Raw genomic sequence first — 23,564 nt, forward strand, 5'->3', positions numbered from 1 at the left:
TTCATTCAACATTTAAAGCTGTTTTTAATGTGTTTAAATTTTGTTTCATTAAGCTGACATAGCTTTCGCCATTTTTAGCATCATCTTCTGTAATGGATTCTAGATTTTTCAGTGTAAGGCTTTTTGCTCCAATTTCACTGCGAATCGTATCTGATACTTTACTGCTGACGTTATTTTCAAAAATGACATACTTGATGTGATGCTTTTCTGCCTGTTGTACGATATTTTCAAGCTGTTTTTGGGAAGGCTCTTCAGAAGCAGAGAGTCCTAGTACACTGATTTGCTCAATGCCATAGCGTTTTTCCCAGTAGCCGTATGCTGCGTGAGAAACAAGAATTTCTTTATGTTTTGCTTTAGATAACGTTGTTTTGAATTCCTGATCTAACGATTGTAATTCTTTTTTTAGTGATTCATAGTTTTTTGTGTATTCGTCTTTATGATCTGGATCTAGTGAAACGAGTGTGTCTTTAATGTTTTTTGCCATTTGTTGTGCATAAACAGGGTCTAGCCATGCATGGGGATCTTTATCTCCGTGGTCGTGTCCATCATGGTCATGATCTTCACCTTCATGATCGTGATCATGGTCCTCACCTTCTTCATGAGCATGTTCTTCTTGTGTTGATAATAGCTTGATGCCTTCGGCTGCTTTCACTGTTTTCACGCCTTGGTCTTTTAACGTAGAAGCCGTTTTATCAGCAAATGCTTCAGCACCTGTTCCGCTGTAAATAAAGGCATCTCCTTCAGCCATTTCAACCATCGTTTTTGAACTTGGTTCAAAGCTGTGTGCATCTGCATTGGCAGGATAGACACTTTGAGCGTTCACGTGAGAGCCGCCAATTTTTTCAGTGAAATCTTGAATAGGGAAGATCGTCGTGTAAATAGTTAATTTCCCGTCTGCTTTTCCTTTTGAAGCATTTGTCCCCGCACTGCTTGAGCAAGCGGCAAGACCGACCGCTAATAAAGCAGCTGTTAAAATAAAAAAGATTTTTTTCATCTAAGAATGTCTCCTCTCAACCTATTAGATAGAAATGATTACGATTTAATGTCCTGAGTTATTGTATCGTAATAATTACGATTTGAAAAGAGGAAAATAAAAAATTTTCATCAGAAGATGTTTCCTCTAAAAAAATAGACGTCAAAACGTGACGAAATTTAAAACATTGTGCTATATTTATTTTTAAAAAAAGAAAAAGGAATGGACAAACTTATGAAACTTTTAGACGAAATCATCGAATATAACCAACAATTTATTGAAGAGAAGCGATATGAAGAGTTTACAACAACGAAGTTTCCACAGAAAAAAGCTGTCATTCTATCATGTATGGATACAAGACTTGTTGAACTGCTTCCGCGCGCCATGAACATGAAAAATGGCGATATTAAAATTGTCAAAAGTGCTGGCGCTCTTGTTTCTCACCCATTTGGAAGTATTATGCGAAGCATTTTAGTGGCTGTTTATGAATTGAATGCTGACGAGGTGTACGTCATTGGGCATCACGATTGTGGTATGAGTAAAATAGACAGCCAAACCCTCTTAAATAAAGCCGTTGAGCGCGGTATTCCCGAAAAACGAATTGAAGTACTGGAATACTCAGGGATCGATTTTCAACAGTGGCTCAAAAGCTTTAGCTCAGTTGAAGATAGCGTGAAGGACAGTGTGTCTGTCGTTAAAAATCATCCGCTTCTTCCATCTGATGTGCCTGTGCATGGTCTAGTGATTGATCCTGGAACAGGTAAGCTTGACGTAGTTGTCAATGGTTATGAAGAAAAGTAAGTTATTTTTCCTTTTTAGGCGGGACCGGATCCATGCCTCCAGGATGCAGCGGGTGACATTTTAAAATTCGCTTAATCGTGAGCCATCCGCCTTTTAAAGCGCCATGCGTTTTGATCGCCTCTAGCCCGTAGTTAGAGCAAGTGGGGTAAAACCTGCAGCTCGGCGGTGTCAGAGGGGAAATGCATTTTTGATAAAAGCGAATGATGCCGATAAAAATTTGTTTCATAGAGGTTCCTCCTTGTCTGTCTTTTCACAGTATAAGAAAAAAGGACAAGGAAGGGAAGTTTTATAAACTAAACTGGTCGGAACAATATGTTATAATATAGAAAATTGCAATTATAGGAGTGGTGATTAATGCCTTCAGTTGAAAGCTTTGAACTTGACCATAATGCTGTAAAAGCACCATACGTTCGTCATTGCGGCGTTCATAAAGTGGGATCAGATGGGGAAGTGAACAAATTTGATATCCGTTTTTGTCAGCCAAACAAGCAGGCAATGAAACCTGATACGATTCATACATTAGAGCATTTACTTGCGTTTAATATTAGAACACACTCAGAGAAATACGATCATTTTGATATCATTGATATTTCTCCGATGGGCTGCCAGACTGGCTACTATTTAGTTGTCAGCGGTGCACCGACACCAAGAGAGATCGTTGAACTGCTTGATGCAACATTCAAAGATGCAGTGGAAGTAACAGAAATTCCTGCTGCAAATGAAGAGCAGTGCGGTCAAGCGAAGCTTCATGATCTTGAAGGAGCAAAACGTTTAATGCGTTTCTGGCTGTCTCAGGATCAAGAAGAGCTATTAAAAGTATTTGGATAATCAGTAAGATGATGAACCGGACATATTGAATGTCCGGTTTTTTATATGAAATGAAACGAGAGCTGTTAAAATAGGGGATATTTGTTAAAATGGACATGTCAGTAAAAAAAGGGGGATACACGAATGCGGAAAATGGTAGGAATCATTTTGATGCTCGTATTACTTAGTGCATGTGGAAACTCGGCAGCGAGCAATGACAAGGGAGAAGTGCCTGAGCTATTAGAAGTCAAACTAACAGGGCCGGAGCAAGTGGAGAAAAATGAAAACGTTATCGTAAAAGCAGCTGTCACATATGGTGATACGCCTGTTGATGATGCAGATGATGTTCAATTTGAAGTGTGGAAAGATGGCGACAAGGATAACAGCAAGATGATTCAGCCAAAGAAAAAGGAGAAAGGTGTATATGAATTGCATACAGCTTTCAAACAAGATGGCCTTTATATCATACAAGTCCATGTGACAGCTAAACAGCAGCATAATATGCCGAAGACAAACATCCATGTAGGTGATGTGAAAAAAGAGAGTTCATCTACTGAAGAAGAAGATACCTCACATCATTGAAAGCGGTTTTATTTTGGGTTAGGACGTTGGTTTGGTTCAGCATCCTGTGGTGAATCGACTTTATGCTTGTAATCATAAGCCTTTGATGTCGTCCACAGTGATAAAAAGACAACGATTGAGATAATGATAAAGCTGATAATCCCAAGTAACAGCATCTAACTCCCTCCTTATTTCCATATTAACATATATTTCATGCGGTCAAAATAGAAGAAAATGATGGCAGGTTTCAGTATAATAAAAAAAGGGTAATCCCATACTAAACGCAACTACATAAGGAGGAATCAACATGTCTGAAAAATTATTAAACGTCGTCAATAAACAAGTAGCAGATTGGACTGTGCTTTACGTAAAATTACATAACTATCACTGGTATGTAAAGGGAAAAGATTTCTTTACACTCCATGAAAAATTCGAGGAATTATATACAGAAACAGCCACTTATATCGATGATTTGGCTGAGCGTATGCTCGCATTAAATGGACAACCTGTTGCGACAATGAAAGAGTGCTTAGAAATTTCTAGCATTCAAGAAGCGGAAGGCAATGAATCAGCCGAGCAAATGGTGAAAAATCTGTATGATGATTTCTCTAATATTGCAGAAGAACTTAAGCGAGGCATGGAGCTGGCTGCAGAAGTTGGCGATGAAACAACAGGTGATATGCTGCTTGCGATTCATCAATCCATTGAAAAACACAACTGGATGCTCAAAGCATACTTAGGATAAGCGAGTGTGAAAGGAATGTCGATCATTAAACAGATCGGCATTCTTTTTTTGTGGATTTGTGACAGACAGCCCATTGAATTGATGGGGCTTTCAGCCGAAGAGAAAAGGGAAGGGAGGGGAGAAAATGTCCTCAATTGCAGGAATGATGAGCCAGCAAGTGGCGAGTATTCAAAAAACACTTAATATCAGTTTATTGAATTCACAGCTTGCCACGAACACAGCCCAAGCTATGGTGATGCTCGATCAAGTGCAGCAGCAGCCTCAAGCTGTTCAGCCCAAAGATTCAGATGCTACGTTTATTGATGTCAGAGTTTAACCAAGAAAGCCGCCGTCACAGGCGGCTCTTTTTATGCGCTTCACGAATTTTTTGAACAGCTAACCATGCCTTTATTTTTTGTCGTCCAAGCTATTCATCAAATGCGGCATATACTATTGAGGTAAGAAGTTCCACTATGAAAGGATGTTGATGCCAAGTGAGCAAGGATTTAGGCATCTTTTCGTTGTTTACAGTCAGTTTGTCGGCAATGGGCTTTCTGTTTGGTGGAGCAGGATATTTACTCATGATATTAGTAACACTAATGGCTATTGAATTAATTTGTTCAAGCCTAAGGGAATCTGTGACTGGACAACTTACGATGAAGCGTTTTTTAACCAGGCTTGTTCGAAAGGTTGTGACGATTTCTTTAATATCCATGGCACATTTCTTCGATGTCATGCTGAAGACTGGGGGGACAATTAAGGATTTAGCGCTCATCTTTTATATTATTTATGAATCGTACCAGATTGTCTCAACAGCCAGAGCTCTCGGAATTCCTATTCCACAGTTGTTTATTGATGTGTTAGACATGATGAAAAATAAATTGCGCAAAAAGCCGTAATTTCTTCATATCTGGTCATACTAAAGGAAAAAGGATGAATCAGATGGCGAGACACACATACTATGTATCCGTTCAAGACGGATCGATCTCACAGCACAGAGATGCGGCTGCTTGGCAATTTCAGATAGAAGCAGATGATGACCAAATCTTGCAGTTAAGAGAGTATTTTGATGAACAGTATATGACAGATTGGAAAGGTTTCTTTCGGGCGCATGTTCCATTTCTTGAATATCATTATGATAGTCCAAATGACGAAATGGATAGGAAAAGAAAAGAGATTTACTCGATGATTCATGATCTCGGTAACGAAGAGACAAAGAACTTTATTGAGACGAATGGACTGATGAATTGAAAAAGCATGTAGACAAACCCTCGCATCCTTTGTCAGGTGCTCATGAATGTCAAATTCGCTCTGCGCCAGTACTCGTCCTTCCTAGACTGCAAAGGTTTTCTATCACGCTGAAAAGAAGACAAAAGGCTAAAAGAAAGTTCATTTTAGCCTTTTGTCAACGATCTGAAAGTATGTAGAGACATTCTACATGCTTTTATTTTCGAGGCTGTAAGATACCCCCGATTAGATCACTGATTCCGCCTCTATTTTCCTGCTGTGAGTTGGTGATTTCGTGTGAGGTACTCTGACTCTGGGGTTTGTACCGGTTATCATCTATCCCGACCCGCATTCCAGATGTTCGTTCGGATGGCTGGATAATCACAATTTGGTCCTGTTCATGAAATTCAAACAAGTAGGATTCGCCCGATGTTTGTCCAATGAACGTTTTCCAGTTCACATCTAATTTGACTTTCGGTGCTTTGCCCGTCCAAGCGACAATGGTGTCAGGATCTACACGGCAAGGTGCTTTTAAAATCAGCGGGTTTCCATTTGTTTTGATGGCAACCTGCGCCCCGTGACCTTGATACGAGAGCTTTGAAGTAAATAGCCCTTTTTGTGATAAAATCCCAACGCCTACTGGTGTCACGCCATAGTGACATTCTTCAGTAAAGGCAAGTAAATCTTCACTTTCCACGCTAACATGTTGCCAAGGACCGTTCGGCTCAAGATTGATGACAGTCACATGCTCGCTAGAATCAGCCAAGTAGCAAGTGCCTTGTCCACTCACTTCCATCATCTCAAGGTTTTCACCTGTTAACTTTCTGCTAATATGATTAAATACTTGGCTGACCATATTTCCTTTATTCGTCCCAAGTAATCGTTTACGGTATTGAAATGTACCTTGATCGGCAATCATAGCGCCTTTTTTGGCAAAAAAGATCCCGTTGCCTTCTGCTTGTAAGGTCAGTTCTTCGATCGTGTTGAAATGAAATCCCATTTGTGCCAGCTCCTTTCCTTTGTCAAGATGTGAATCCGTAGATGCGGCATAGGTCGTTTAAATCAAGGGTCGTACCTTGTCCGGTAGCGGTGATTTTCCATTCGTTCTCAACTCTCGTTAGTTCAGCACAAATGATGGATGTACAAAATGAATAATCTTCTGTTAACTGAAAGGTACAAATCTCCTGTTGTGTGATTTGATCTGAAAGGCGCAAGTAGGCATTGGTCACCTGTCCGAAATGATGTGCCCGCTCGTGTGCATCATGTATGGTGGCAGTTACGACGATTTTATGAATATCGGGTGAGACTCTGCTTAGCTGCATAATGATGATCTCATTGTCCCGATGGCCTCCGCCGACCTGATGATCACCTAGATGGCGAACAGCTCCATCTAAGCTTTGCTGCTGATGATAATAGATCAGGTGTTTTGGAGACAGAAGCTTGTCCTCTTCATTTAAGAGAAACACTTGCGTATCTAAATCAATTGGCTGACCAGATAAGTCCCAGCCAAGTCCGATATGAATTTGATCTATATTTGGATTGTCTTTTGTTAAATCTAACTTTTGTCCTTTCATGAGGTGTTTCTTCACTGCCTCAAGAGAAGCGTCTTCTTTCTCATGTTGCCTCATTGGCCATGCTTTGTTATTTTCTTGTTTTGATCCATTTGTGATGCTCATGCTGGTTTCCTCCTCGTCTGTGTAGGACAAACACTTATTGATTTACGTCGTCATGGGCAAAAGGTTTCATGATTAAAATGGGATGAGGATGGAGATGATAAAAAGGTTTTAGCAAGAATACTTATTTTACATACAGACGAGATAGAAGCACTCGTTTGTTTCACTTTTCATAAAAATTCTTCAGAGAAATGTGATCTGTGGTATGATGTTTTACAAGAAGCAAGGACAGGATATGAGGGATTTCACATGCATGTATTTAAAGACTATTATCATAATACGGTCAAGCTCTCTTTTGAAGAGCAGCCTTTTTCAAGTCATCCTAAGCATGTTTGGGCTATTTGCCGCTATCAAGGAAAATGGCTACTTACTGAACATGAGGATCGAGGCTACGAGTTTCCAGGAGGGAAAGTAGAGCCAAATGAAGAAGCAGATCAAGCCGCTATACGAGAGATTCACGAAGAGACGGGTGCTGTTGTTCGTGAATTAACGTATATTGGTCAATATCAGGTGCTTGGCAGAGAGAAAGTCATTGTCAAAAATATTTATTTCGCCGATATTGAAAGGCTCGTCAAGCAGGACACGTATTTTGAAACGAAAGGACCCGTTCTTTTCGCAGACTTACCAAGATCCATCGCAAAAAATAAAAATTTCAGTTTTATTATGAAAGATGATGTCTTGAGACAAAGTCTTGCTTATTTAGAAAAGAACGGTTTGATTCGTTAAAAAAAGCGCAGGGAAATGACCCTGTGCTTTTTATTTTTGCAGAAAACGGCGCTCCAGCCATTCAACAAGCTGATACATGATGGTGGCGAAGACGGCGATAATGAAAAGACTTAAGAACACGAGTGTAAAGTTGAAGACTTGAAAGCCATAGATGATCATATAGCCGAGTCCTTTTGAGGATACAAGGAATTCTCCCACAATGACCCCAACCCAAGAAAGACCAACATTGACCTTAATGGCAGAGATCATCGTTGGAATACTTGCTGGCAAAATGACCTCACGGAAGACCGTTCTTTTTTTTGCGCCAAAGGTTTTCATGACTTTTAAATAATTCTCATCGACTTCTTGAAAGGCTGTATAAATGACGATGGTGGTAATGATCACACTGATAATGGCACCCATCGCGACAATGCTGATCATGCCTGGTCCAAGGGCAACAATTAAAATGGGGGCGAGAGCGACTTTCGGCATCGCATTTAAAATAACCAAATAAGGATCAAGGACATTTGCAAGACGGGTGGACCACCATAAGGCGGCGGCTAATAAAATGCCGCAAAAAGTACCAAGTAGAAAGCCGAGCACTGTTTCAAATAGCGTAATGCTCATATGATTGATTAATGAACCATCTGATAATTTTTGTAAAAACAATTGGCAGACAGCAGATGGTGAACTGAAAATGAGCGGGTCAATCAGTCTGAAATGGCTCGCAAGCTCCCAAAGCGAAAAGAAACTGGCGAAAATGATCAACTGGTAGACTCGCGTCATGCGTTTTTCCATTCGAATTTTTTTTCGATAGGCTTCATGTAAAAGATCACTGTGTTTCAACTGTCTTCAGCTCCTTCCAAATCGTTTGAAAGAGCTCTTGGAAACTTGCTGTCTGTCTCGCTTCAAAAGGAGAGAGCGTCCTCAGATCATCTGGAACGGTAAACATTCGCTGGATAGAGCCGGGATGCTTTGAGAATAAGAAAATGCGATCACTCATCGCAATGGCTTCGCCGATGTCATGCGTGACAAGAACAGCCGTTTTTTGATAGTTTTTTAATGTGTGAAAGACGAGGTCTTCTAATGTCAGTTTCGTCTGGTAATCTAGTGCTGAAAATGGCTCATCAAGCAGAAGCAGGCCGGGATCAACTGCAAGCGTTCGGGCGAGAGCCGCACGCTGCCTCATCCCGCCTGACAGCTCCTTCGGGTATTTTTCTTCGACATCATGCAGTCCAAGCTTTGGCAGTAAGCTAAGGGCAGCTGAGGTGGCTTCATGTGAATCTTGTTTTGCAATTTTTAACCCGAGAATGACATTTTCCTTGATCGTTTTCCATGGGAACAAATAATCTTGCTGGAGCATATAACCGATTTGATGCTCCTGTTGATTCGGTTCTTTTCCTTCGATTAAAATTCGACCTTCAGAGGGTGGCGTAATGCCTGCGATGATGGACAGCAAGGTTGTTTTCCCGCAGCCGCTGGGACCAATAAATGAGATGAATTCACCTTGAGTGATCTCCATATTGATGTGTTTGATGGCCGTGGTTTTTTCTTTTAAAGAGAAGTACGTGTGGGTCACATGGTCAATTTGAAGGAAAGACATGTGCTACCTCCTGTTCTATTTGTGATCTGTGACCTTCCTTGCAATGGATGAATCGACAAGTTGTTTGTACGGGATAAATTCCGGTAGTTCACCACTTGCCTTCATGATTTCCTGTAATTTGTTCCATTCCTCTTCATTTAGAAGGGGATCTGTTGCGTAGGAGTTCTGCTGCTTGTAGCGTTTAATGGCTGTTGATAAGACATCAAGGTCTGTATCAGGAAATTGAGATTGGATTGTCTCGGCAATTTCCTCTGGGCTCTTTGCTTTGACCCATTTTTGCGCTTTGTAAATGGCACGAGTAAAGGCTTCAGCTGTCTCTTTGTTTTCCTCTAAGTAACTCTTCTTTGCCATAAAGGTGGTATAAGGCACCTTGCCGGAAGCCTCACCAAAGGAGGCGGTAATGTACCCTTTGCCTTCTTTTTCAATTAAGGAAGCTGTCGGTTCGAATAACTGCACAAAATCGCCAGTTCCAGAGGAAAAAGCACCTGAAATGTTGGCAAAATCAATATTTTGAATCATGCGAAGATCCTGTTTCAAATCAATGCCTTCTTTTTTCAGGACATATTCACCGACCATTTGCGGCATGCCGCCTTTTCGTTGACCGAGAAAGTCCTTTCCTTTCAATTGATCCCAAGAGAATTGATTGATTTTTTCCCTTGAAACAAGAAATGTACCGTCTGTTTGTGTCAGCTGTGCAAAGTTCATGACAGAGTCTTTCGTGTCTTGTGCTTCCACATAAATAGAAGATTCAGATCCGGTCAGAGCGATATCAGCGCCGCCGGATAAGAGAGCTGTCATTGTTTTATCGCCGCCCCAAGTGGTTTTTAATTCAACCTCTAAGCCTTCATCTTTGAAAAATCCTTCGGATAGGGCGACATAAAGCGGTGCATAGAAGACCGAATGGGTCACCTCGGCTACTTGTACGGTCTGCTCTTGGTCTTTTTTACAGGCGACAAATGGAATAAAGAGCAGGACAACGAATATGAATGCCAGTCTGACTTTAATGGAACGATTCAAGAGTAATTCGCCTCCTTTGTTCTAGGTCACTAATTAAAGTATGTCAAAAGGGATTTTTGGTGAGTGCCTAGATGAAATAAGAAGCGCATTGTTTATTTATAGAACGTGTCTTTTTTTCTATACTAGAAGCATGAATGCTTTCTTGAATTTGGTAGAAATAAAGGAGCGGTTTCGTGTATAGATTGAGTTGGATATTTGTTGGTTGGTATGTAGTAGGTCTTATTTTAATGGTCTTTTTTGAAGTGCCGGCATGGCTTCAGTTTGCGAATGGTATCTTTCTTGTGCTTTACGCCTGCTGCGTCATTGAGATTGGCCGAAATATCTACGGGGCATGGAGCTTTGTAATCGTAAGAGCAGCCATTGTGGGTGTGTTGACGTTTACGGTTGAATGGGTGGGAATCACAACTGATTTTCCTTTTGGGGCCTATGATTATTATCCGACGCTAGGATTTCTTGTGGCGGGAGTGCCTTTGACGATCGCTTTTGCATGGGTTGGTGTGTTTTTAAATAGTCTTTTTTTATCAAGACAACAATCGAAGTGGAAGCGAGCCGTCGAAACGGGTATATGGATTGTGCTGCTTGATCTCATATTAGATCCGGTAGCGGCTGAACGAAAGTTTTGGGTGTGGTATGACGGCGGAGGTTTCTTTGGTATCCCTTTTGAGAATTTTGTCAGCTGGGGTATCATTGGAGCAGGACTTTCATTTCTGTTCCCGCTCGTATCCATTGATCAGCAGGCATTGCGCTGGAATGGGCGTATTTATCAGGCCATGGTGTTCTTCTTTGGTCTTTTAGCATTAAAGGGCGGGCTGGATGTCATTTTTTATTTAGCACTGATCATTGTCATCTTGTGTGAAGGAAGGGTTCGATTTGAAAGAAAGCGACAAAAACCGATCGTTTAGACGACTCTTTTATTTTTATCTTGAACGATATTTACTGAACAAACATTTTCGCTGTGTCATGATGAAAGGTACGGTTGACCCAAAGGAGAAGCATCCTGTTCTTTATCTTGCTAATCACAGTTCATGGTGGGATGGACTGATCATTTTTCTTTTAATAGAACAAATGTCTGAGCTGGATCATGCCATGATGATGGAAGAGAAGCAGTTGAAGCAATATGCTTTTTTTCAAAAACTTGGTGCATTTCCAGTTCATAAAGAGAAGTTGAAAAGTGTCAAGCAGGCATTAATGACCGCAAAGGAGAAGATGGAGGCTGGCGGGGCTGTGTGGCTCTTCCCGCAGGGGAAAATTATGCACCAAGACATAAGGCCGCTTGAACTGGAAGGCGGAGCTTCTTTTTTAGTCAGGCAATTTGAGCAGGTCGTCATCAAACCTGTGACGCTACATTATACATTTAATCAATTTCAAAAACCGACGGTATCGGTTGAGTTTGGAGAAGATGTCCTAGTAGCTGGCGGATCACTTCGCAGTAAGGAAGTAACAAGTTTACTCGGAGACCTGCTTGAAACACAGTTAAACGCACATCAAGCACAGGTTATTGCTGATCCAGATTTTTCAACAAACGAACAATTTAGGCAGGTGACAAGGACAAGCCGGTCAACTAGTGATGCGTTTGATTCCTTTAAAAAGTGGGTGAAAACATGGCGGTCTTCTTAATTGTCATCAGTGTTTTGCTGCTCTGCCAATTGATGTTTACGATTTGGAATATGAAGCAATTTCCTGTACTCAAGCCGGCATCTCTTTCACCTGATGAACCCATTTCATTATCGATCCTCATTCCAGCGAGAAATGAAGAAAAACGGCTGGAAGCCTGCCTTCAGTCGATTGTTGATCAGCGTCTCCATCCGAAAGAGTTGATCGTGCTGGATGATCACTCGACAGATCAGACGAGAATGATTGCAGAGGGATTCGCAGAGACATATCCATGGATTCACGTGCAGTCAGGTCAAGTACTGAAACGAGGATGGCTTGGAAAATCATATGCTTGTTCCCAGCTTGCTGAGGCAGCATCTTCTGATTGGCTGTTATTTTTAGATGCAGATGTCCGCTTAAAACAAGGAGCTATTGAAGCGGTGTACAAGCAGTTATGCATACAAAAAACGGGCATGCTTTCAGGTTTCCCAGAGCAAAAAACGGGAACGCCTTTTGAGCATCTTGTCGTTCCTATGATGATGTTTACGATTGGCTGCCATCTGCCAGTGAAGTGGGTCAAAACATCTCAACATCCTGCTTTTGCCGCAGCACATGGCGGCTTTATTGCCATTGAAAAGAACTGTTATCACGAAATAGGTGGTCATGAAGCGATCAAGGATTCGCTCGTGGATGATATGGCTTTGGCTAAACGAGTGAAAGCGAAGGGCTTTCCGTTCACACTGGCAAGTATTCATTCTTTTGTCTACATGAGAATGTATGAGAGTGGACAGGAAGTATGGGAAGGATATCGGAAAAATTTGTTCCCGGGAGTGAATCGAAGCATTGCTTTGTTAAGCAGTGTCTTTTGTTTATACTCCGTCCTTTATGTAGTTCCTGTTATTTGCTTTATGATCGCACTGATTCATTTTGATGTGGTCAATCTCTGTTTAGCCCTTCTTTGCTACGGGCTTGGTGTATCCATTAAAGCGGTCATTGATATCGAAAATGGAAGAACGTCTACGATGGCCTTTTTATTGCCTGTCAGTATCATGAGCCTGATGGCCATTGGTTTTGCTTCTATGAAAATTGGGCTGAAAAAAGAAGGCTATGAATGGAAAGGAAGAAGGTACGAATGAAAAAAGTGATCATTATTGGCGGCGGACTTGGCGGGTTATCGGCTGCGATTCGCTTACAGTCAGGCGGTTTCCAGGTCACCATTTTAGAAAAAGAAGCTTCTTTAGGCGGGAAATTACAACGCCATCAAGCGTCTGGCTACTCTTTTGATTTAGGACCGAGTACCATTACAATGAAGGCGTATTTTGAAGAAGTATTTACCTCCTGTCATAGACGAATGGAGGATTATGTGACGTTTTATCCGATTTTCCCCCTTACTAAAAACGTTTTTTCAGATGGACATACGGTCGAGTTTACGCCAGATATTGAGCAAATGGAATCACAAATTGCAGTTTTTAGTCCAGAGGATGCAAAGCGATACCGGGCATTTTTACAGGAATCGAAGAAGCTTTTTCAAATGGCAGAGGATCAGTTTTTAAATCGTTTATTATTGAGCTGGAAAGATAAAGCGGATATCAAGTTAATGAAAGCCCTTCTTGCAGTTAAACCTTTTACATCCGTTCAGCGCTTGCTACGTCAATATTTTCGTCATCCTCATACATTGGCGATGTTTGGCCGGTATGCGACTTACATTGGCTCTTCTCCATACGAGGCACCTGCTATTTTTAATATGATGGCTTATTTAGAAGGAGAAAAAGGCATTTATGGTATTAAGGGCGGTACGTATCGTTTAGTTGAGGCATTTGAGACACTGGCAAAGGAATTGGGTGTCCAAATTCATCTCAATGAACGAGTCAAAAAGATTCATGTGAAGAATAAGCGAATCCAAGGAGTTGAAACGGATCAGCAGTTATATGAAGCAGATCAAGTCATTGCGGGGGCAGATGCACTGACTGTTTATCGCCAATTAATTGATGAAGAAGACCGCCCGAGCTTTGGAAATCAAAAACTGGCAAACATTGAGCCATCGTTATCAGGTTTTGTTCTTTTGTTGGGCGTCCCTAAAGTCTATGAACAATTGTCTCATCACAACGTGTTTTTTCCAGAGAATTATGAACAAGAATTCAAGGATATTTTTCAGAAAAAACAGCTTCCTCATGATCCGACGCTTTACATCTGTTATTCAGGTCATTCAGAGCCAGCTTTAAGCGGAGGGCCAGGACGAAGTAACTTGTTTGTATTGGCCAATGCGCCATATGTGACAAAAGAGCAAAATTGGGACATGCTAAAGGAGACATATGGCCAGCATATGAAAACAAAACTAAAGGAAAAGGGTCTCTTTGATCTTGACCAGCTTGTAGAATTTGAAGCGGTACAAACCCCGCTTGATTTACAGCAAAAAACGGGAGCGTATCATGGGGCCATTTATGGCATGTCGTCAAACTCATTCAAGCAGGCATTTTTTCGCATCAATAATCAATCAAAGGATATTGAAGGGCTTTGGTTTGTTGGCGGCACAAGTCATCCAGGCGGCGGCACTCCGATGGTGACAAAATCAGGACAGCTCGTCGCAGAAGCCATTATCAAGCATTTGACGTAACACCGAATGAAAAGGAGAGAATTCAAGTGATTGTGGAAAAGAGAAGGTTTCCGTCGCCACATCCGCATATTCACTTATATACAGTGACATATGAGGCCGATGGACTTCGAATGAAGGGGCTGCTCGCTGAACCGGCCGGAGAAGGTCTCTATGACGGTTTTTTATATTTACGCGGCGGCATTAAAAATGTGGGAATGGTTAGACCTGGCCGAATTGTGCAATTTGCTGCGCAAGGGTTTGTCGTCTTTGCGCCCTTCTACCGAGGGAATCAAGGAGGGGAAGGGAACGAGGATTTTGCCGGAGAAGATCGGAAAGATGCATTTGCTGCATTTCAGCTGTTGAAACATCATCAAAAGGTGAAGCAGGAGCGCATTCATATCTTTGGTTTTTCCCGTGGCGGAATTATGGGCATATGGACCGCTGTTGAAATGAAGCATGAGGCCGCTTCCTTTGTGACATGGGGAGGCGTAAGTGATATGAAGCTCACCTATGAAGAACGTGTGGATATGAGAAGAATGATGAAGCGTGTGATAGGAGGTCCTCCGCATAAGGTACCAGAAGCATATGAGGCTAGAACGCCTTTGAATCATGTGCACCAAATTGAAGCACCTGTCCTAATCATTCATGGGGAGCTGGATGAGAATGTATCCATTGAGCATGCGTATTTATTAGAAGATGCACTGCGTCAGCATGGTAAGTCTGTGGAAACATGGTATTTTCACGGATATCATCATTATTTCCCACCACAGCATAACCGGGAGATTGTCAGACGGCTGACGACATGGATGCACAGCCGAAAAGGCGGAAATGTGGTAAAATAAACGGTAGAAAGAAATATAGAAAGTAGGGGGATTTTCATTATGGGAATGCCTGTTGAATTTAATACAATGATTGTCACAAAAGGAAAAGAGACAAGAATTGAAGAAAATGTGTTTGAGCTCATGAAGGAAGGGTACCGCATTTATCCATTAAATATTCCGCTTGAGGTGCGTAAAACGAAAGACGGAGAAAAAACAGGGACAGCACATGTTGAAAAGCTGGAGCTCACAGACAATGTCACGAAGGTGACGTACCGTCTTGTGTCATTGCATTCAACGAACTAAAAAAGCTGAGGGATTCATTCCCTCAGCTTTTTCCTTTTGATTAGACGAGTGGTCCGCCTTTTGCTTCAATATCACTTGCTGCATGGCTGAATTTTTTGAAGTTCTTTTTAAATTCATTTGCAAGGAAGTTTGCTTTTTCTTTGTAAGCCTCTTGATCGTCCCATGTTTTAGCAGGCTGAAGCACTTCATCTGGCACTCCTGGAATATGAAGCGGGATGTGTAATCCGAAGATGTCGTCAGTGATCATTTCAGCGTTGTCAAGATCTCCTTCGATCGCTGCCTGCACCATTGCTCTTGTATGAGCAAGATTCATTCGTTTGCCCGTACCGTAGCCGCCGCCAGTCCAGCCTGTATTCACAAGGAATACTTTTGCGCCGTGCTCATCGATTTTTTTACCAAGCATTTCAGCATAGACATGAGCAGGAAGTGGCAAGAATGGTGAACCAAAGCAAGTAGAGAACGTTGTTTCTGGTGACGTCACGCCACGCTCAGTTCCCGCTAGTTTACTTGTGTAACCGCTCAAGAAGTGGTACATGGCTTGTTCTTTCGTTAAACGGCTGATTGGAGGTAAAACGCCGAATGCATCAGCTGTTAAAAAGACGATGGCAGATGGGTGACCTGCAATACTTGGTTTCACGATGTTATCAATCATTTCGATTGGGTAAGCCGCACGTGTATTTTCAGTAAAGAATGTGTCATCATAATCTGCTTCACGTGTTTCTTCATCAAGTACTACATTTTCAAGCACTGATCCGAAGCTGATGGCTTTGTAAATTTGTGGTTCTTTTTCTTCACTTAAGTTTACGCATTTTGCATAGCATCCGCCTTCAATATTGAAGACACCTGTGTTAGACCAGCCGTGCTCATCGTCTCCAATCAGCTTTCGGCTTGCACTTGCAGAAAGCGTCGTTTTTCCAGTACCTGAAAGGCCGAAAAATAAAGCAACATCGCCTTCTTGACCGACGTTAGCAGAGCAGTGCATTGATAAAATATCTTGTTCAGGAAGCAGGTAGTTCATAACAGAGAAAATGGATTTTTTCATCTCTCCTGCATATTCTGTTCCACCGATCAGAATCGTCCGTTTTTCAAAAGAAACGATAATAAACGTTTCAGAGTTTGTGCCATCTGTTTCAGGATCTGCTTTAAAGTGAGGTGCAGATAAGATGGTGAAAGGTTTTTCGTTTGATGATGGTGTTGATCCATCAGGTCTGATGAATAGCTGCTTTGCAAAGAGATTGTGCCAAGCGAATTCATTTACAACTGTAATGGGCATACGGTATTTTTCGTCAGCACCTGCAAAACCATCAAAGACAAATAGTTCATCACGTTCTTTTAAGTATGACACAACCTTTGTATATAAACGATCAAATGCCTCTTTCGAGATCGGCTGATTGACTTGACCCCAATCAATTTTATGTTCAGAGTTTTCTTCTTTTACGATGAATTTATCTTTAGGCGAACGTCCAGTGTAGGCACCCGTTGTGGCGCGGACAGCACCAGTTGAAGTTAAAACGCCTTCATTACGTGCCAAAATCTTTTCAACAAGTTTCGGAACAGATAAATTTTGGTGCGTATTTTCTAATGAGAGCAATGACTGCAAATCTTCTTTTAAATCCACTGAGTTCATAAAAAAACCCTTCCTTTACCGTTGAATTTGTTTGTTTTGATTAGTATAACACATTGATAATAATAGTCTATACTATTTAAACATTTTTGTGTGTGTTTTTTCATTTCTGCTATGAAAATATGCTTTTTGGTGATGCTAATGATGAGGTGAAAAAAAGGGGAGATAATTCCTATGAACCATTGACATGACGCAAGGGTTTAAGATAAGATATCTTATTGAACGGATACTCTTATCCCGAGTTGGTGGAGGGACAGGCCCGATGAAGCCCAGCAACCGGTTTCTTATGAAAAAGGCATGAACATGCTGAGAAACCAAGGTGCTAACCTGATGCAAGGTACAAGAACACCTTGAGCGATAAGAGTGAAAGGCATGCGATCTCAGACCCTTTCCTCGCAATGAAGGAAATGGTTTTTTTTATTTTTGGGATATCATATGAACAAATTGCCAATAACATCTCTAATATAAACATGTTGAAATATAAGAGGGAACGAGTTCCGTATCATATTGGAGGCCTCATCTTGGGATGATGTGGTCTTGTACAGGAGGAAATAGCCATTATGAGTCAAAATCGTCGTTTATTTACTTCAGAATCAGTGACCGAAGGACATCCAGATAAAATCTGTGATCAAATTTCAGACAGCATTTTGGATGAAATTTTAAAGAAAGATCCAAATGCACGTGTTGCCTGTGAAACTTCTGTAACAACCGGTCTCGTATTAGTAAGCGGTGAGATTACAACGTCTACTTATGTCGACATTCCAAAGACGGTGCGTGACACGATTAAGGAAATTGGCTACACACGTGCGAAATATGGTTTTGATGCGGAAACATGTGCGGTTCTTACATCAATTGATGAACAGTCTGCTGATATTGCGCAAGGTGTAGACAAAGCGCTTGAAGCACGTGAAGGAACAATGACTGAAGAAGAAATTGATGCGATCGGTGCAGGTGACCAAGGTTTGATGTTTGGTTTTGCAAACAACGAAACTGAAGAGCTTATGCCACTGCCGATTTCTCTTGCACATAAATTATCTCGCCGTTTAACAGAAGTACGCAAGAATGAAACACTTGCATACCTTCGTCCAGACGGAAAAACTCAAGTAACAGTTGAATATGATGAACAAAACAAACCAGTTCGTATTGATACGGTGGTTATTTCTACACAGCATGCACCAGAAGTGACGCTTGAACAAATTCAAAGCGACTTAAAAGAGCATGTCATCCGCCCTGTCGTTCCAAGTGAACTGATCGATGAAGAAACAAAATACTTCATCAACCCAACAGGCCGCTTTGTCATCGGTGGACCTCAAGGGGATGCTGGTTTAACTGGACGTAAAATCATCGTTGATACTTATGGCGGGTATGCTCGTCACGGTGGCGGTGCTTTCTCTGGTAAGGATGCAACGAAGGTTGACCGTTCTGCAGCATATGCGGCTCGCTATGTAGCGAAAAACATCGTAGCAGCTGGTCTTGCAGATTCATGTGAAGTACAGCTTGCTTATGCAATTGGTGTTGCACAGCCTGTCTCCATTTCAATTGATACATTTGGAACAGGAAAAGCCTCTGAAGAGAAATTAATTGAAGTGGTACGTGCAAACTTTGATCTTCGTCCAGCCGGCATTATTAAAATGCTTGACTTACGTCGTCCGATCTATAAACAAACCGCTGCATATGGACATTTTGGCCGTCATGACTTGGATCTTCCATGGGAAAAAACGGATAAAGCCGACACGCTTCGCAAGGAAGCATTAGGAGAATAACAACATACAAAACCGCTTATTTTAAGCGGTTTTCCTTTTGATTAAAAAAAATTCTACAAAAAGCGTAAAAATGTGAAACAAAATTGGACAAAATACTGTCTAATTATAGGTCTACTTTTAAGAAATAACATAACGTGGAGGCAATAATATGTGTGGGTTTGTTGGTGTATTTAATCACCGTCCATTGTCCGAAACTACTGAGCAGGAAGAGTTAATTAAGCAAATGAATCGTCTCATCGTTCATCGAGGTCCGGATGATGAGGGGTACTTTCATGATGAGCATGTAGGATTTGGATTTAGACGTTTAAGTATTATAGATGTTGAACACGGAAAGCAGCCGCTTTCTTATGAAGATGAAAAATATTGGATTATTTTCAACGGAGAAATTTATAACTATGTGGAGCTGAAAGAAGAGCTTGTGAAAAAAGGCTATACGTTCAGCACAGATTCTGATACGGAAGTCCTTCTTGCCACATATCGCCACTATAAAGAAGAAGCGGCATCGAAGCTTCGCGGGATGTTTGCATTTTTAATTTGGGATAAAGAAGCGCAGTTATTATATGGCGCAAGAGATCCTTTCGGCATTAAACCGCTCTATTTTACACAATTGGATGACCAAGTGTACTTTGCTTCTGAACGCAAAAGCTTAATGGCTGTGAATGAGAACATTTTATTTGATGAGACTGCTTTGCAGCAGTATATGTCTTTTCAGTTCGTTCCTGAGCCAAATACACTTGATCAAAAAGTGCACAAAGTTGAGCCAGGTCATCAGTTTACACTGCGTCCAGGCCAAGACATTGCATTTAAGACTTACTGGAAAGTTCAATTCAAACCTGAACAAACACAAGAGCAGAAATTAGTAGAAGAAGTACGTGATGCTATCTATGATTCTGTAAAAGTCCACATGAGAAGTGATGTGCCTGTTGGTTCATTCCTATCAGGTGGGATCGATTCTTCTTTCATCGTGTCGGTCGCAAAGGAATTTCACCCTGAACTGAAGACATTCTCTGTTGGTTTCCAGCAGGATGGATTCAGTGAAGTGGATGTAGCAAAAGAAACAGCTGATAAGCTGGGATTGCAAAACTTTAGTGCTGTGATTTCTCCTGAGGAATATATGAATGAGCTTCCAAAGATCGTCTGGCATTTAGATGATCCTTTGGCTGATCCAGCGGCGATTCCATTGTATTTCGTAGCAAAAGAAGCGAAAAAACAAGTCACAGTTGTTCTTTCAGGTGAGGGAGCAGACGAGCTGTTCGGTGGATATAATATTTATCGTGAGCCGCTATCTCTAAAGCCTTTTGAATCTGTACCATCCATGCTGAAAAAGCTTCTTCTTCGTCTGGCTCGTTTAATGCCAGAAGGAATGAAAGGGAAAAGCTTTATCGTTCGCGGCTGTACGCCATTAGAGGAACGTTATATCGGCAATGCAAAAATCTTTGAAGAGCCAGTGAAGAAAAACCTCTTAAAGCAGTATGATCCGAACATCACGTATCGTGACGTGACGAAAACATACTTCGAAGAAAGTGCAGGCTACAGTGATATTAACAAAATGCAATATGTTGATATTCATACGTGGATGCGCGGGGATATCCTGCTGAAAGCAGATAAGATGACAATGGCGAATTCTCTTGAGCTTCGTGTTCCATTCCTTGATAAGGTCGTATTTGAAGCAGCTTCTAAAATTCCAGAAGAGCTGAAAACGAAAGACGGCACAACGAAATATTTATTGCGTAAAGCAGCAGAAGGCATTGTACCAGACCATGTGTTAAACCGTAAAAAACTAGGTTTCCCTGTGCCAATTCGTCATTGGCTGAAAAATGAGATGAACGCTTGGGCGAAAGATATCATTAAAAACAGTCAAACAGATGAATACATTAACAAGGCATATGTTCTTGATTTATTAAATGATCATTGTGCTGGAAAAGCCGATCATAGCCGTAAGATTTGGACTGTCCTGATCTTTATGATCTGGCATAGCATCTATGTAGAGCGCAGCATTGATCCAGAGCAGTTGAATCACCAGCCGAAAGAAGTTATTTTTAGCTAATGAAAAAGGTTTTCAGCTTTGTGCTGAAAACCTTTTTTGTCATGATAGAAAGTGGTGGAAAAGGGTAAAATAACAAGCGGTACACAGTTATTGCTTAATATCCTGAAAAAAACATGATAAAGTGAAGATACATGTATGATGTTAACGCGATAAAAGGGAACGATAGTATTGTCCTTTTTCTACATATTCTCTGCGGATACGATCCATGTCTTGGATATCTTCATCTGTTAACTGGCGAACGACTTTGGCTGGACGGCCAAAAGCAAGTGAACCTTTTGGGATGACTTTTCCTTGCGGGACAAGGCTACCTGCACCAATAAAGGCTCCTTCGCCAATTTCCGCACCATCGAGAATGATGGATCCCATGCCAATGAGGGCATTTTTTCGAATGATAGAGCTATGTAATGTGACTTGGTGTCCAATGGTAGCACCATCTTCAATCAGAAGTGTTTTTCCAGGACTTTGATGCAGACAGGATAAGTCTTGAATGTTGACGTTTTTTCCAATTCTCACAGGAGCTACATCGCCTCTAATGACCGTTTGGAACCAAACGCTTGAATATTCTCCAATTGTGACATCACCTGTAATGGTGGCATTTTCTGCAACAAAGACCGATTCATGAATCTCAGGTGTAAACTGATGATATGGATAAATCACTTTTTCGACTTCCTTTCTTAATACAACATTTGTGAGGTGTTTACTTTGTGGACTTGGCATGCTGAAAGACCGGTTGGTACAATTGTCATTGTACATGGTGCTAGTGAATATCATGGCCGATATAAATGGCTGATCGAAATGTGGCGAAATGCAGGCTATCACGTCGTCATGGGTGACCTGCCTGGGCAAGGGACATCGACACGTGCGAGAGGCCACATTCGTTCTTTTCAAGAATACATTGATACAGTCGATGAATGGATTGAACATGCGAAGTCGTTCAGACTTCCGACATTTTTACTTGGACATAGTATGGGGGGACTGATTTCGATTGAATGGTTCAAGCAGTATACCCATACGAAGATTGATGGCCTTATTTTATCATCACCTTGTTTAGGTCTGCAATTTAAACCGAAGAAGCTGATGGATTTTGCGTCAAAAGGGCTAAATGTGCTGGCGCCGTCTTTTAAAGTCGAATCTGGGCTGTCGATTGAACTTGCCACGCGGAATCAAGATGTGATAGAGGCAGATTCGAATGATTCGCTTTATGTGACGAAGGTGTCGGTTCGCTGGTATCGAGAACTGGTGAAAAATATCGATGCGGCGATGCAGCCTACGAATGTTTTTCGGTCGATTCCACTCCTGCTCATGCAGGCAGGCGATGACAAGATTGTAGATAAAACAAGAGTGATGAAATGGTTCAATGGCATTGAATCAACCAATAAATCATACCGTGAATGGGAAGGGCTTTATCATGAAATTTTTAATGAGCCCGAGCGAGAAGAAGTATTTAAGGCGGCAAGAGCCTTTACTGATCAATATATTTGATTGTGAGCTTAAGTTGGGGGTGGATTGATTTGTCAGTACCAGAACGTCCTTTTGCACTGATGACGAAGGTGTATAAAGATATTTTTCCGCTAGTTCATCAGGAGCTAAAAAAGTGGCGGGCTTATGCAGAAATGATTGAAAACGAAGAACTGAGAACGCAGGCACTAGCGAGCATATCCAGTAAAACCTTTCACTGTGAAGGCGGGGGAATTTTATCTCTGCTTGCAGGTGAAGCGAAGGAAACGTGTATTGAATTCATTGTGGCGTACCAAACGATTAGCGATTACTTAGATAATTTGTGTGACCGCAGTACATCACTTGATCCAAAGGATTTTCATATGCTGCATCAGGCAATGAGAGATGCACTCGATATTCATGCGGAGCTTAAGCCGTATTATCAATTCCGTGATGATCAAGAGGATCATGGTTACCTGCATGCGCTAGTCAGGACGTGCCAAGATGTGCTGTCACGTCTAGCGCATTATCCGATCATTCAGCCCTATTTACATACGCTGTGTGATTATTATAGTGATTTACAAGTACATAAGCATGTGGTTCCTCATGAGCGTGAACCTCGATTAGAGTCATGGTTCCGCCAGTATGAAAAGGATTTACCAAAGATGGAGTGGTATGAGTTTTCCGCATGTGCAGGATCAACGCTGGGTATTTTCTGTCTTGTGGCTTATGCACTGCAGCCTGATTTTACAGAGAAGCAGGCGAAGCAAATTTACGAAAGCTATTTCCCTTATATCCAAGGTCTGCACATCTTACTGGACTATTTAATCGACCAAGAAGAGGACAGGCTGGAAGGCGATTTGAATTTTTGCTCGTACTACAATTCTCATCATGAGATGATGGATAGACTACAGCATTTTATTGAAAAAGCGGATGAACAGCTGAAAGGCATTCCACACGAGAATTTTCACAAACTAATCAATAGAGGGTTACTTGCGGTCTATTTGTCTGATGAAAAAGTGACAGCCCAAAAAGAGATGAACAAGCTGGCAAAGCGGTTGATCAAATCAAGCGGGAAAACATCGTTCTTTTTCTATATCAATGGCAGAGCCTATCGCACCTATCAGAAAATGCCTTGGATGAAATCTTCTTAACGTATAAAATAAGCTCATCAGCTTGTAGAAAATGTTTTTCTACAAGCTTTTTTGTTTTGAACTGTTTCGCTTTGGACCATGTACAGTTCTTTTATGATTACAATCCTCTTATTTGCTGCCGATATTATTCTTAGTGTA

Annotated in this window: 28 protein-coding genes and 1 riboswitch; of the genes, 18 read left to right on the forward strand and 10 right to left on the reverse strand. The window is 41.4% G+C overall.

Annotation, left to right across the window (positions count from 1 at the left end; genetic code table 11):
• Position 1 precedes the first annotated feature (1 nt).
• Complete coding sequence (locus tag KFQ09_RS14810) at positions 2-994, reverse strand: metal ABC transporter solute-binding protein, Zn/Mn family (protein ID WP_025207846.1); 993 nt, start codon at positions 992-994, stop codon at positions 2-4.
• 213 nt (positions 995-1,207) lie between these two features.
• Between KFQ09_RS14810 and KFQ09_RS14815 the strand changes: the two genes are divergently transcribed.
• Positions 1,208-1,774 carry a beta-class carbonic anhydrase gene (locus tag KFQ09_RS14815; protein ID WP_025207845.1) on the forward strand — a complete coding sequence of 189 codons (567 nt, stop codon included), beginning with the start codon at positions 1,208-1,210 and terminating at the stop codon, positions 1,772-1,774.
• A gap of 1 nt (position 1,775) precedes the next feature.
• On the opposite strand, the gene yidD is transcribed toward KFQ09_RS14815, so the two are convergent.
• The gene (gene yidD, locus KFQ09_RS14820) at positions 1,776-2,000 is read right to left on the reverse strand and encodes a membrane protein insertion efficiency factor YidD (protein ID WP_008342933.1); all 225 of its coding nucleotides are present in this window, start codon (positions 1,998-2,000) and stop codon (positions 1,776-1,778) included.
• 128 nt (positions 2,001-2,128) lie between these two features.
• Between yidD and KFQ09_RS14825 the strand changes: the two genes are divergently transcribed.
• Both KFQ09_RS14825 and KFQ09_RS14830 read left to right on the forward strand, forming a co-directional pair.
• A complete protein-coding gene (locus KFQ09_RS14825) occupies positions 2,129-2,602 on the forward strand; it encodes an S-ribosylhomocysteine lyase (RefSeq protein ID WP_008342935.1) in 474 nt (157 codons plus the stop codon).
• 123 nt (positions 2,603-2,725) lie between these two features.
• Entirely contained in the window at positions 2,726-3,163 is a 438-nt protein-coding gene (locus tag KFQ09_RS14830) for a FixH family protein (RefSeq protein ID WP_046344294.1), read from the forward strand.
• Positions 3,164-3,171: 8 nt separating this feature from the next.
• Here the strand turns inward: KFQ09_RS14830 and ytzI are convergent, their stop codons facing one another.
• The gene (gene ytzI, locus KFQ09_RS14835) at positions 3,172-3,318 is read right to left on the reverse strand and encodes a YtzI protein (RefSeq protein WP_017358370.1); all 147 of its coding nucleotides are present in this window, start codon (positions 3,316-3,318) and stop codon (positions 3,172-3,174) included.
• A 131-nt stretch (positions 3,319-3,449) separates the two neighbouring features.
• Between ytzI and KFQ09_RS14840 the strand changes: the two genes are divergently transcribed.
• The 4 genes from KFQ09_RS14840 to KFQ09_RS14855 all read left to right on the forward strand — a co-directional run bounded on the left by KFQ09_RS14840 (position 3,450) and on the right by KFQ09_RS14855 (position 5,117).
• A complete protein-coding gene (locus KFQ09_RS14840; RefSeq protein ID WP_007501934.1) occupies positions 3,450-3,887 on the forward strand; it encodes a Dps family protein in 438 nt (145 codons plus the stop codon).
• Positions 3,888-4,011: 124 nt separating this feature from the next.
• On the forward strand, positions 4,012-4,203 hold the full coding sequence (locus KFQ09_RS14845; RefSeq protein WP_008342942.1) for a hypothetical protein: 192 nt from the start codon (positions 4,012-4,014) through the stop codon (positions 4,201-4,203).
• Between the two features lie 157 nt (positions 4,204-4,360).
• Positions 4,361-4,765: a phage holin family protein gene (locus tag KFQ09_RS14850; protein ID WP_039964161.1), complete on the forward strand. Its 405-nt coding sequence runs from the start codon at positions 4,361-4,363 to the stop codon at positions 4,763-4,765.
• Between the two features lie 43 nt (positions 4,766-4,808).
• On the forward strand, positions 4,809-5,117 hold the full coding sequence (locus KFQ09_RS14855) for a hypothetical protein (RefSeq protein ID WP_008342945.1): 309 nt from the start codon (positions 4,809-4,811) through the stop codon (positions 5,115-5,117).
• A 193-nt stretch (positions 5,118-5,310) separates the two neighbouring features.
• Here the strand turns inward: KFQ09_RS14855 and KFQ09_RS14860 are convergent, their stop codons facing one another.
• Both KFQ09_RS14860 and KFQ09_RS14865 read right to left on the reverse strand, forming a co-directional pair.
• Positions 5,311-6,093 carry an AIM24 family protein gene (locus KFQ09_RS14860; protein WP_255835788.1) on the reverse strand — a complete coding sequence of 261 codons (783 nt, stop codon included), beginning with the start codon at positions 6,091-6,093 and terminating at the stop codon, positions 5,311-5,313.
• A gap of 22 nt (positions 6,094-6,115) precedes the next feature.
• Positions 6,116-6,769, reverse strand: coding sequence for a TerD family protein (locus KFQ09_RS14865; RefSeq protein ID WP_008342950.1), 654 nt, complete (start codon positions 6,767-6,769; stop codon positions 6,116-6,118).
• Between the two features lie 246 nt (positions 6,770-7,015).
• On the opposite strand from KFQ09_RS14865, the gene ytkD reads away from it, so the two are divergent.
• Positions 7,016-7,492, forward strand: coding sequence for an RNA deprotection pyrophosphohydrolase (gene ytkD / locus KFQ09_RS14870; RefSeq protein WP_008342951.1), 477 nt, complete (start codon positions 7,016-7,018; stop codon positions 7,490-7,492).
• Positions 7,493-7,522: 30 nt separating this feature from the next.
• Here ytkD and KFQ09_RS14875 read toward each other — a convergent pair whose 3' ends face one another.
• The 3 genes from KFQ09_RS14875 to KFQ09_RS14885 are packed head-to-tail and all read right to left on the reverse strand — an operon-like array spanning position 7,523 to position 10,091.
• On the reverse strand, positions 7,523-8,269 hold the full coding sequence (locus tag KFQ09_RS14875) for an ABC transporter permease (protein ID WP_370648334.1): 747 nt from the start codon (positions 8,267-8,269) through the stop codon (positions 7,523-7,525).
• Positions 8,270-8,303: 34 nt separating this feature from the next.
• Positions 8,304-9,074 carry an ABC transporter ATP-binding protein gene (locus tag KFQ09_RS14880; RefSeq protein WP_046527567.1) on the reverse strand — a complete coding sequence of 257 codons (771 nt, stop codon included), beginning with the start codon at positions 9,072-9,074 and terminating at the stop codon, positions 8,304-8,306.
• 15 nt (positions 9,075-9,089) lie between these two features.
• Complete coding sequence (locus KFQ09_RS14885; RefSeq protein WP_046527566.1) at positions 9,090-10,091, reverse strand: ABC transporter substrate-binding protein; 1,002 nt, start codon at positions 10,089-10,091, stop codon at positions 9,090-9,092.
• 173 nt (positions 10,092-10,264) lie between these two features.
• On the opposite strand from KFQ09_RS14885, the gene KFQ09_RS14890 reads away from it, so the two are divergent.
• From KFQ09_RS14890 to KFQ09_RS14915, 6 genes are read left to right on the forward strand one after another with little or no spacing between them, the layout of a single operon-like run.
• Entirely contained in the window at positions 10,265-10,993 is a 729-nt protein-coding gene (locus KFQ09_RS14890) for a carotenoid biosynthesis protein (protein ID WP_052320820.1), read from the forward strand.
• A complete protein-coding gene (locus tag KFQ09_RS14895) occupies positions 10,962-11,708 on the forward strand; it encodes a lysophospholipid acyltransferase family protein (protein ID WP_008342962.1) in 747 nt (248 codons plus the stop codon). The genes KFQ09_RS14890 and KFQ09_RS14895 overlap by 32 nt, the downstream gene beginning before the upstream one ends.
• Positions 11,693-12,820, forward strand: coding sequence for a glycosyltransferase family 2 protein (locus KFQ09_RS14900; protein WP_046527564.1), 1,128 nt, complete (start codon positions 11,693-11,695; stop codon positions 12,818-12,820). The genes KFQ09_RS14895 and KFQ09_RS14900 overlap by 16 nt, the downstream gene beginning before the upstream one ends.
• Positions 12,817-14,298 carry a phytoene desaturase family protein gene (locus KFQ09_RS14905; protein WP_255835789.1) on the forward strand — a complete coding sequence of 494 codons (1,482 nt, stop codon included), beginning with the start codon at positions 12,817-12,819 and terminating at the stop codon, positions 14,296-14,298. The genes KFQ09_RS14900 and KFQ09_RS14905 overlap by 4 nt, the downstream gene beginning before the upstream one ends.
• Positions 14,299-14,324: 26 nt before the next feature.
• On the forward strand, positions 14,325-15,119 hold the full coding sequence (locus KFQ09_RS14910; RefSeq protein WP_017367901.1) for an alpha/beta hydrolase family protein: 795 nt from the start codon (positions 14,325-14,327) through the stop codon (positions 15,117-15,119).
• 39 nt (positions 15,120-15,158) lie between these two features.
• A complete protein-coding gene (locus KFQ09_RS14915; protein WP_003217584.1) occupies positions 15,159-15,401 on the forward strand; it encodes a DUF2584 domain-containing protein in 243 nt (80 codons plus the stop codon).
• A 40-nt stretch (positions 15,402-15,441) separates the two neighbouring features.
• Here the strand turns inward: KFQ09_RS14915 and pckA are convergent, their stop codons facing one another.
• Positions 15,442-17,028, reverse strand: a complete 1,587-nt coding sequence (gene pckA, locus KFQ09_RS14920) for a phosphoenolpyruvate carboxykinase (ATP) (RefSeq protein WP_007501908.1) — start codon at positions 17,026-17,028, stop codon at positions 15,442-15,444.
• Positions 17,029-17,254: 226 nt separating this feature from the next.
• A riboswitch (SAM riboswitch) is annotated at positions 17,255-17,389 on the forward strand.
• Between the two features lie 196 nt (positions 17,390-17,585).
• Between pckA and metK the strand changes: the two genes are divergently transcribed.
• Both metK and asnB read left to right on the forward strand, forming a co-directional pair.
• Positions 17,586-18,788 (forward strand): methionine adenosyltransferase, encoded by a 1,203-nt coding sequence (gene metK / locus KFQ09_RS14925; protein WP_008342973.1) that lies wholly within the window; start codon positions 17,586-17,588, stop codon positions 18,786-18,788.
• 148 nt (positions 18,789-18,936) lie between these two features.
• Positions 18,937-20,835, forward strand: coding sequence for an asparagine synthase (glutamine-hydrolyzing) (gene asnB / locus KFQ09_RS14930; RefSeq protein ID WP_047945244.1), 1,899 nt, complete (start codon positions 18,937-18,939; stop codon positions 20,833-20,835).
• A 141-nt stretch (positions 20,836-20,976) separates the two neighbouring features.
• Here asnB and KFQ09_RS14935 read toward each other — a convergent pair whose 3' ends face one another.
• Positions 20,977-21,492: a gamma carbonic anhydrase gene (locus tag KFQ09_RS14935; RefSeq protein WP_008342977.1), complete on the reverse strand. Its 516-nt coding sequence runs from the start codon at positions 21,490-21,492 to the stop codon at positions 20,977-20,979.
• 45 nt (positions 21,493-21,537) lie between these two features.
• Between KFQ09_RS14935 and KFQ09_RS14940 the strand changes: the two genes are divergently transcribed.
• Together KFQ09_RS14940 and KFQ09_RS14945 are read left to right on the forward strand one after the other, a co-directional pair.
• Positions 21,538-22,317 (forward strand): alpha/beta hydrolase, encoded by a 780-nt coding sequence (locus KFQ09_RS14940; protein ID WP_007501904.1) that lies wholly within the window; start codon positions 21,538-21,540, stop codon positions 22,315-22,317.
• A gap of 29 nt (positions 22,318-22,346) precedes the next feature.
• Positions 22,347-23,426: a tetraprenyl-beta-curcumene synthase family protein gene (locus KFQ09_RS14945; protein ID WP_255835790.1), complete on the forward strand. Its 1,080-nt coding sequence runs from the start codon at positions 22,347-22,349 to the stop codon at positions 23,424-23,426.
• Positions 23,427-23,564: the final 138 nt, after the last annotated feature.

It is taken from the genome of Bacillus sp. FS02 (genome assembly GCF_024398395.1).
GTDB lineage: Bacteria > Bacillota > Bacilli > Bacillales > Bacillaceae > Bacillus > Bacillus altitudinis.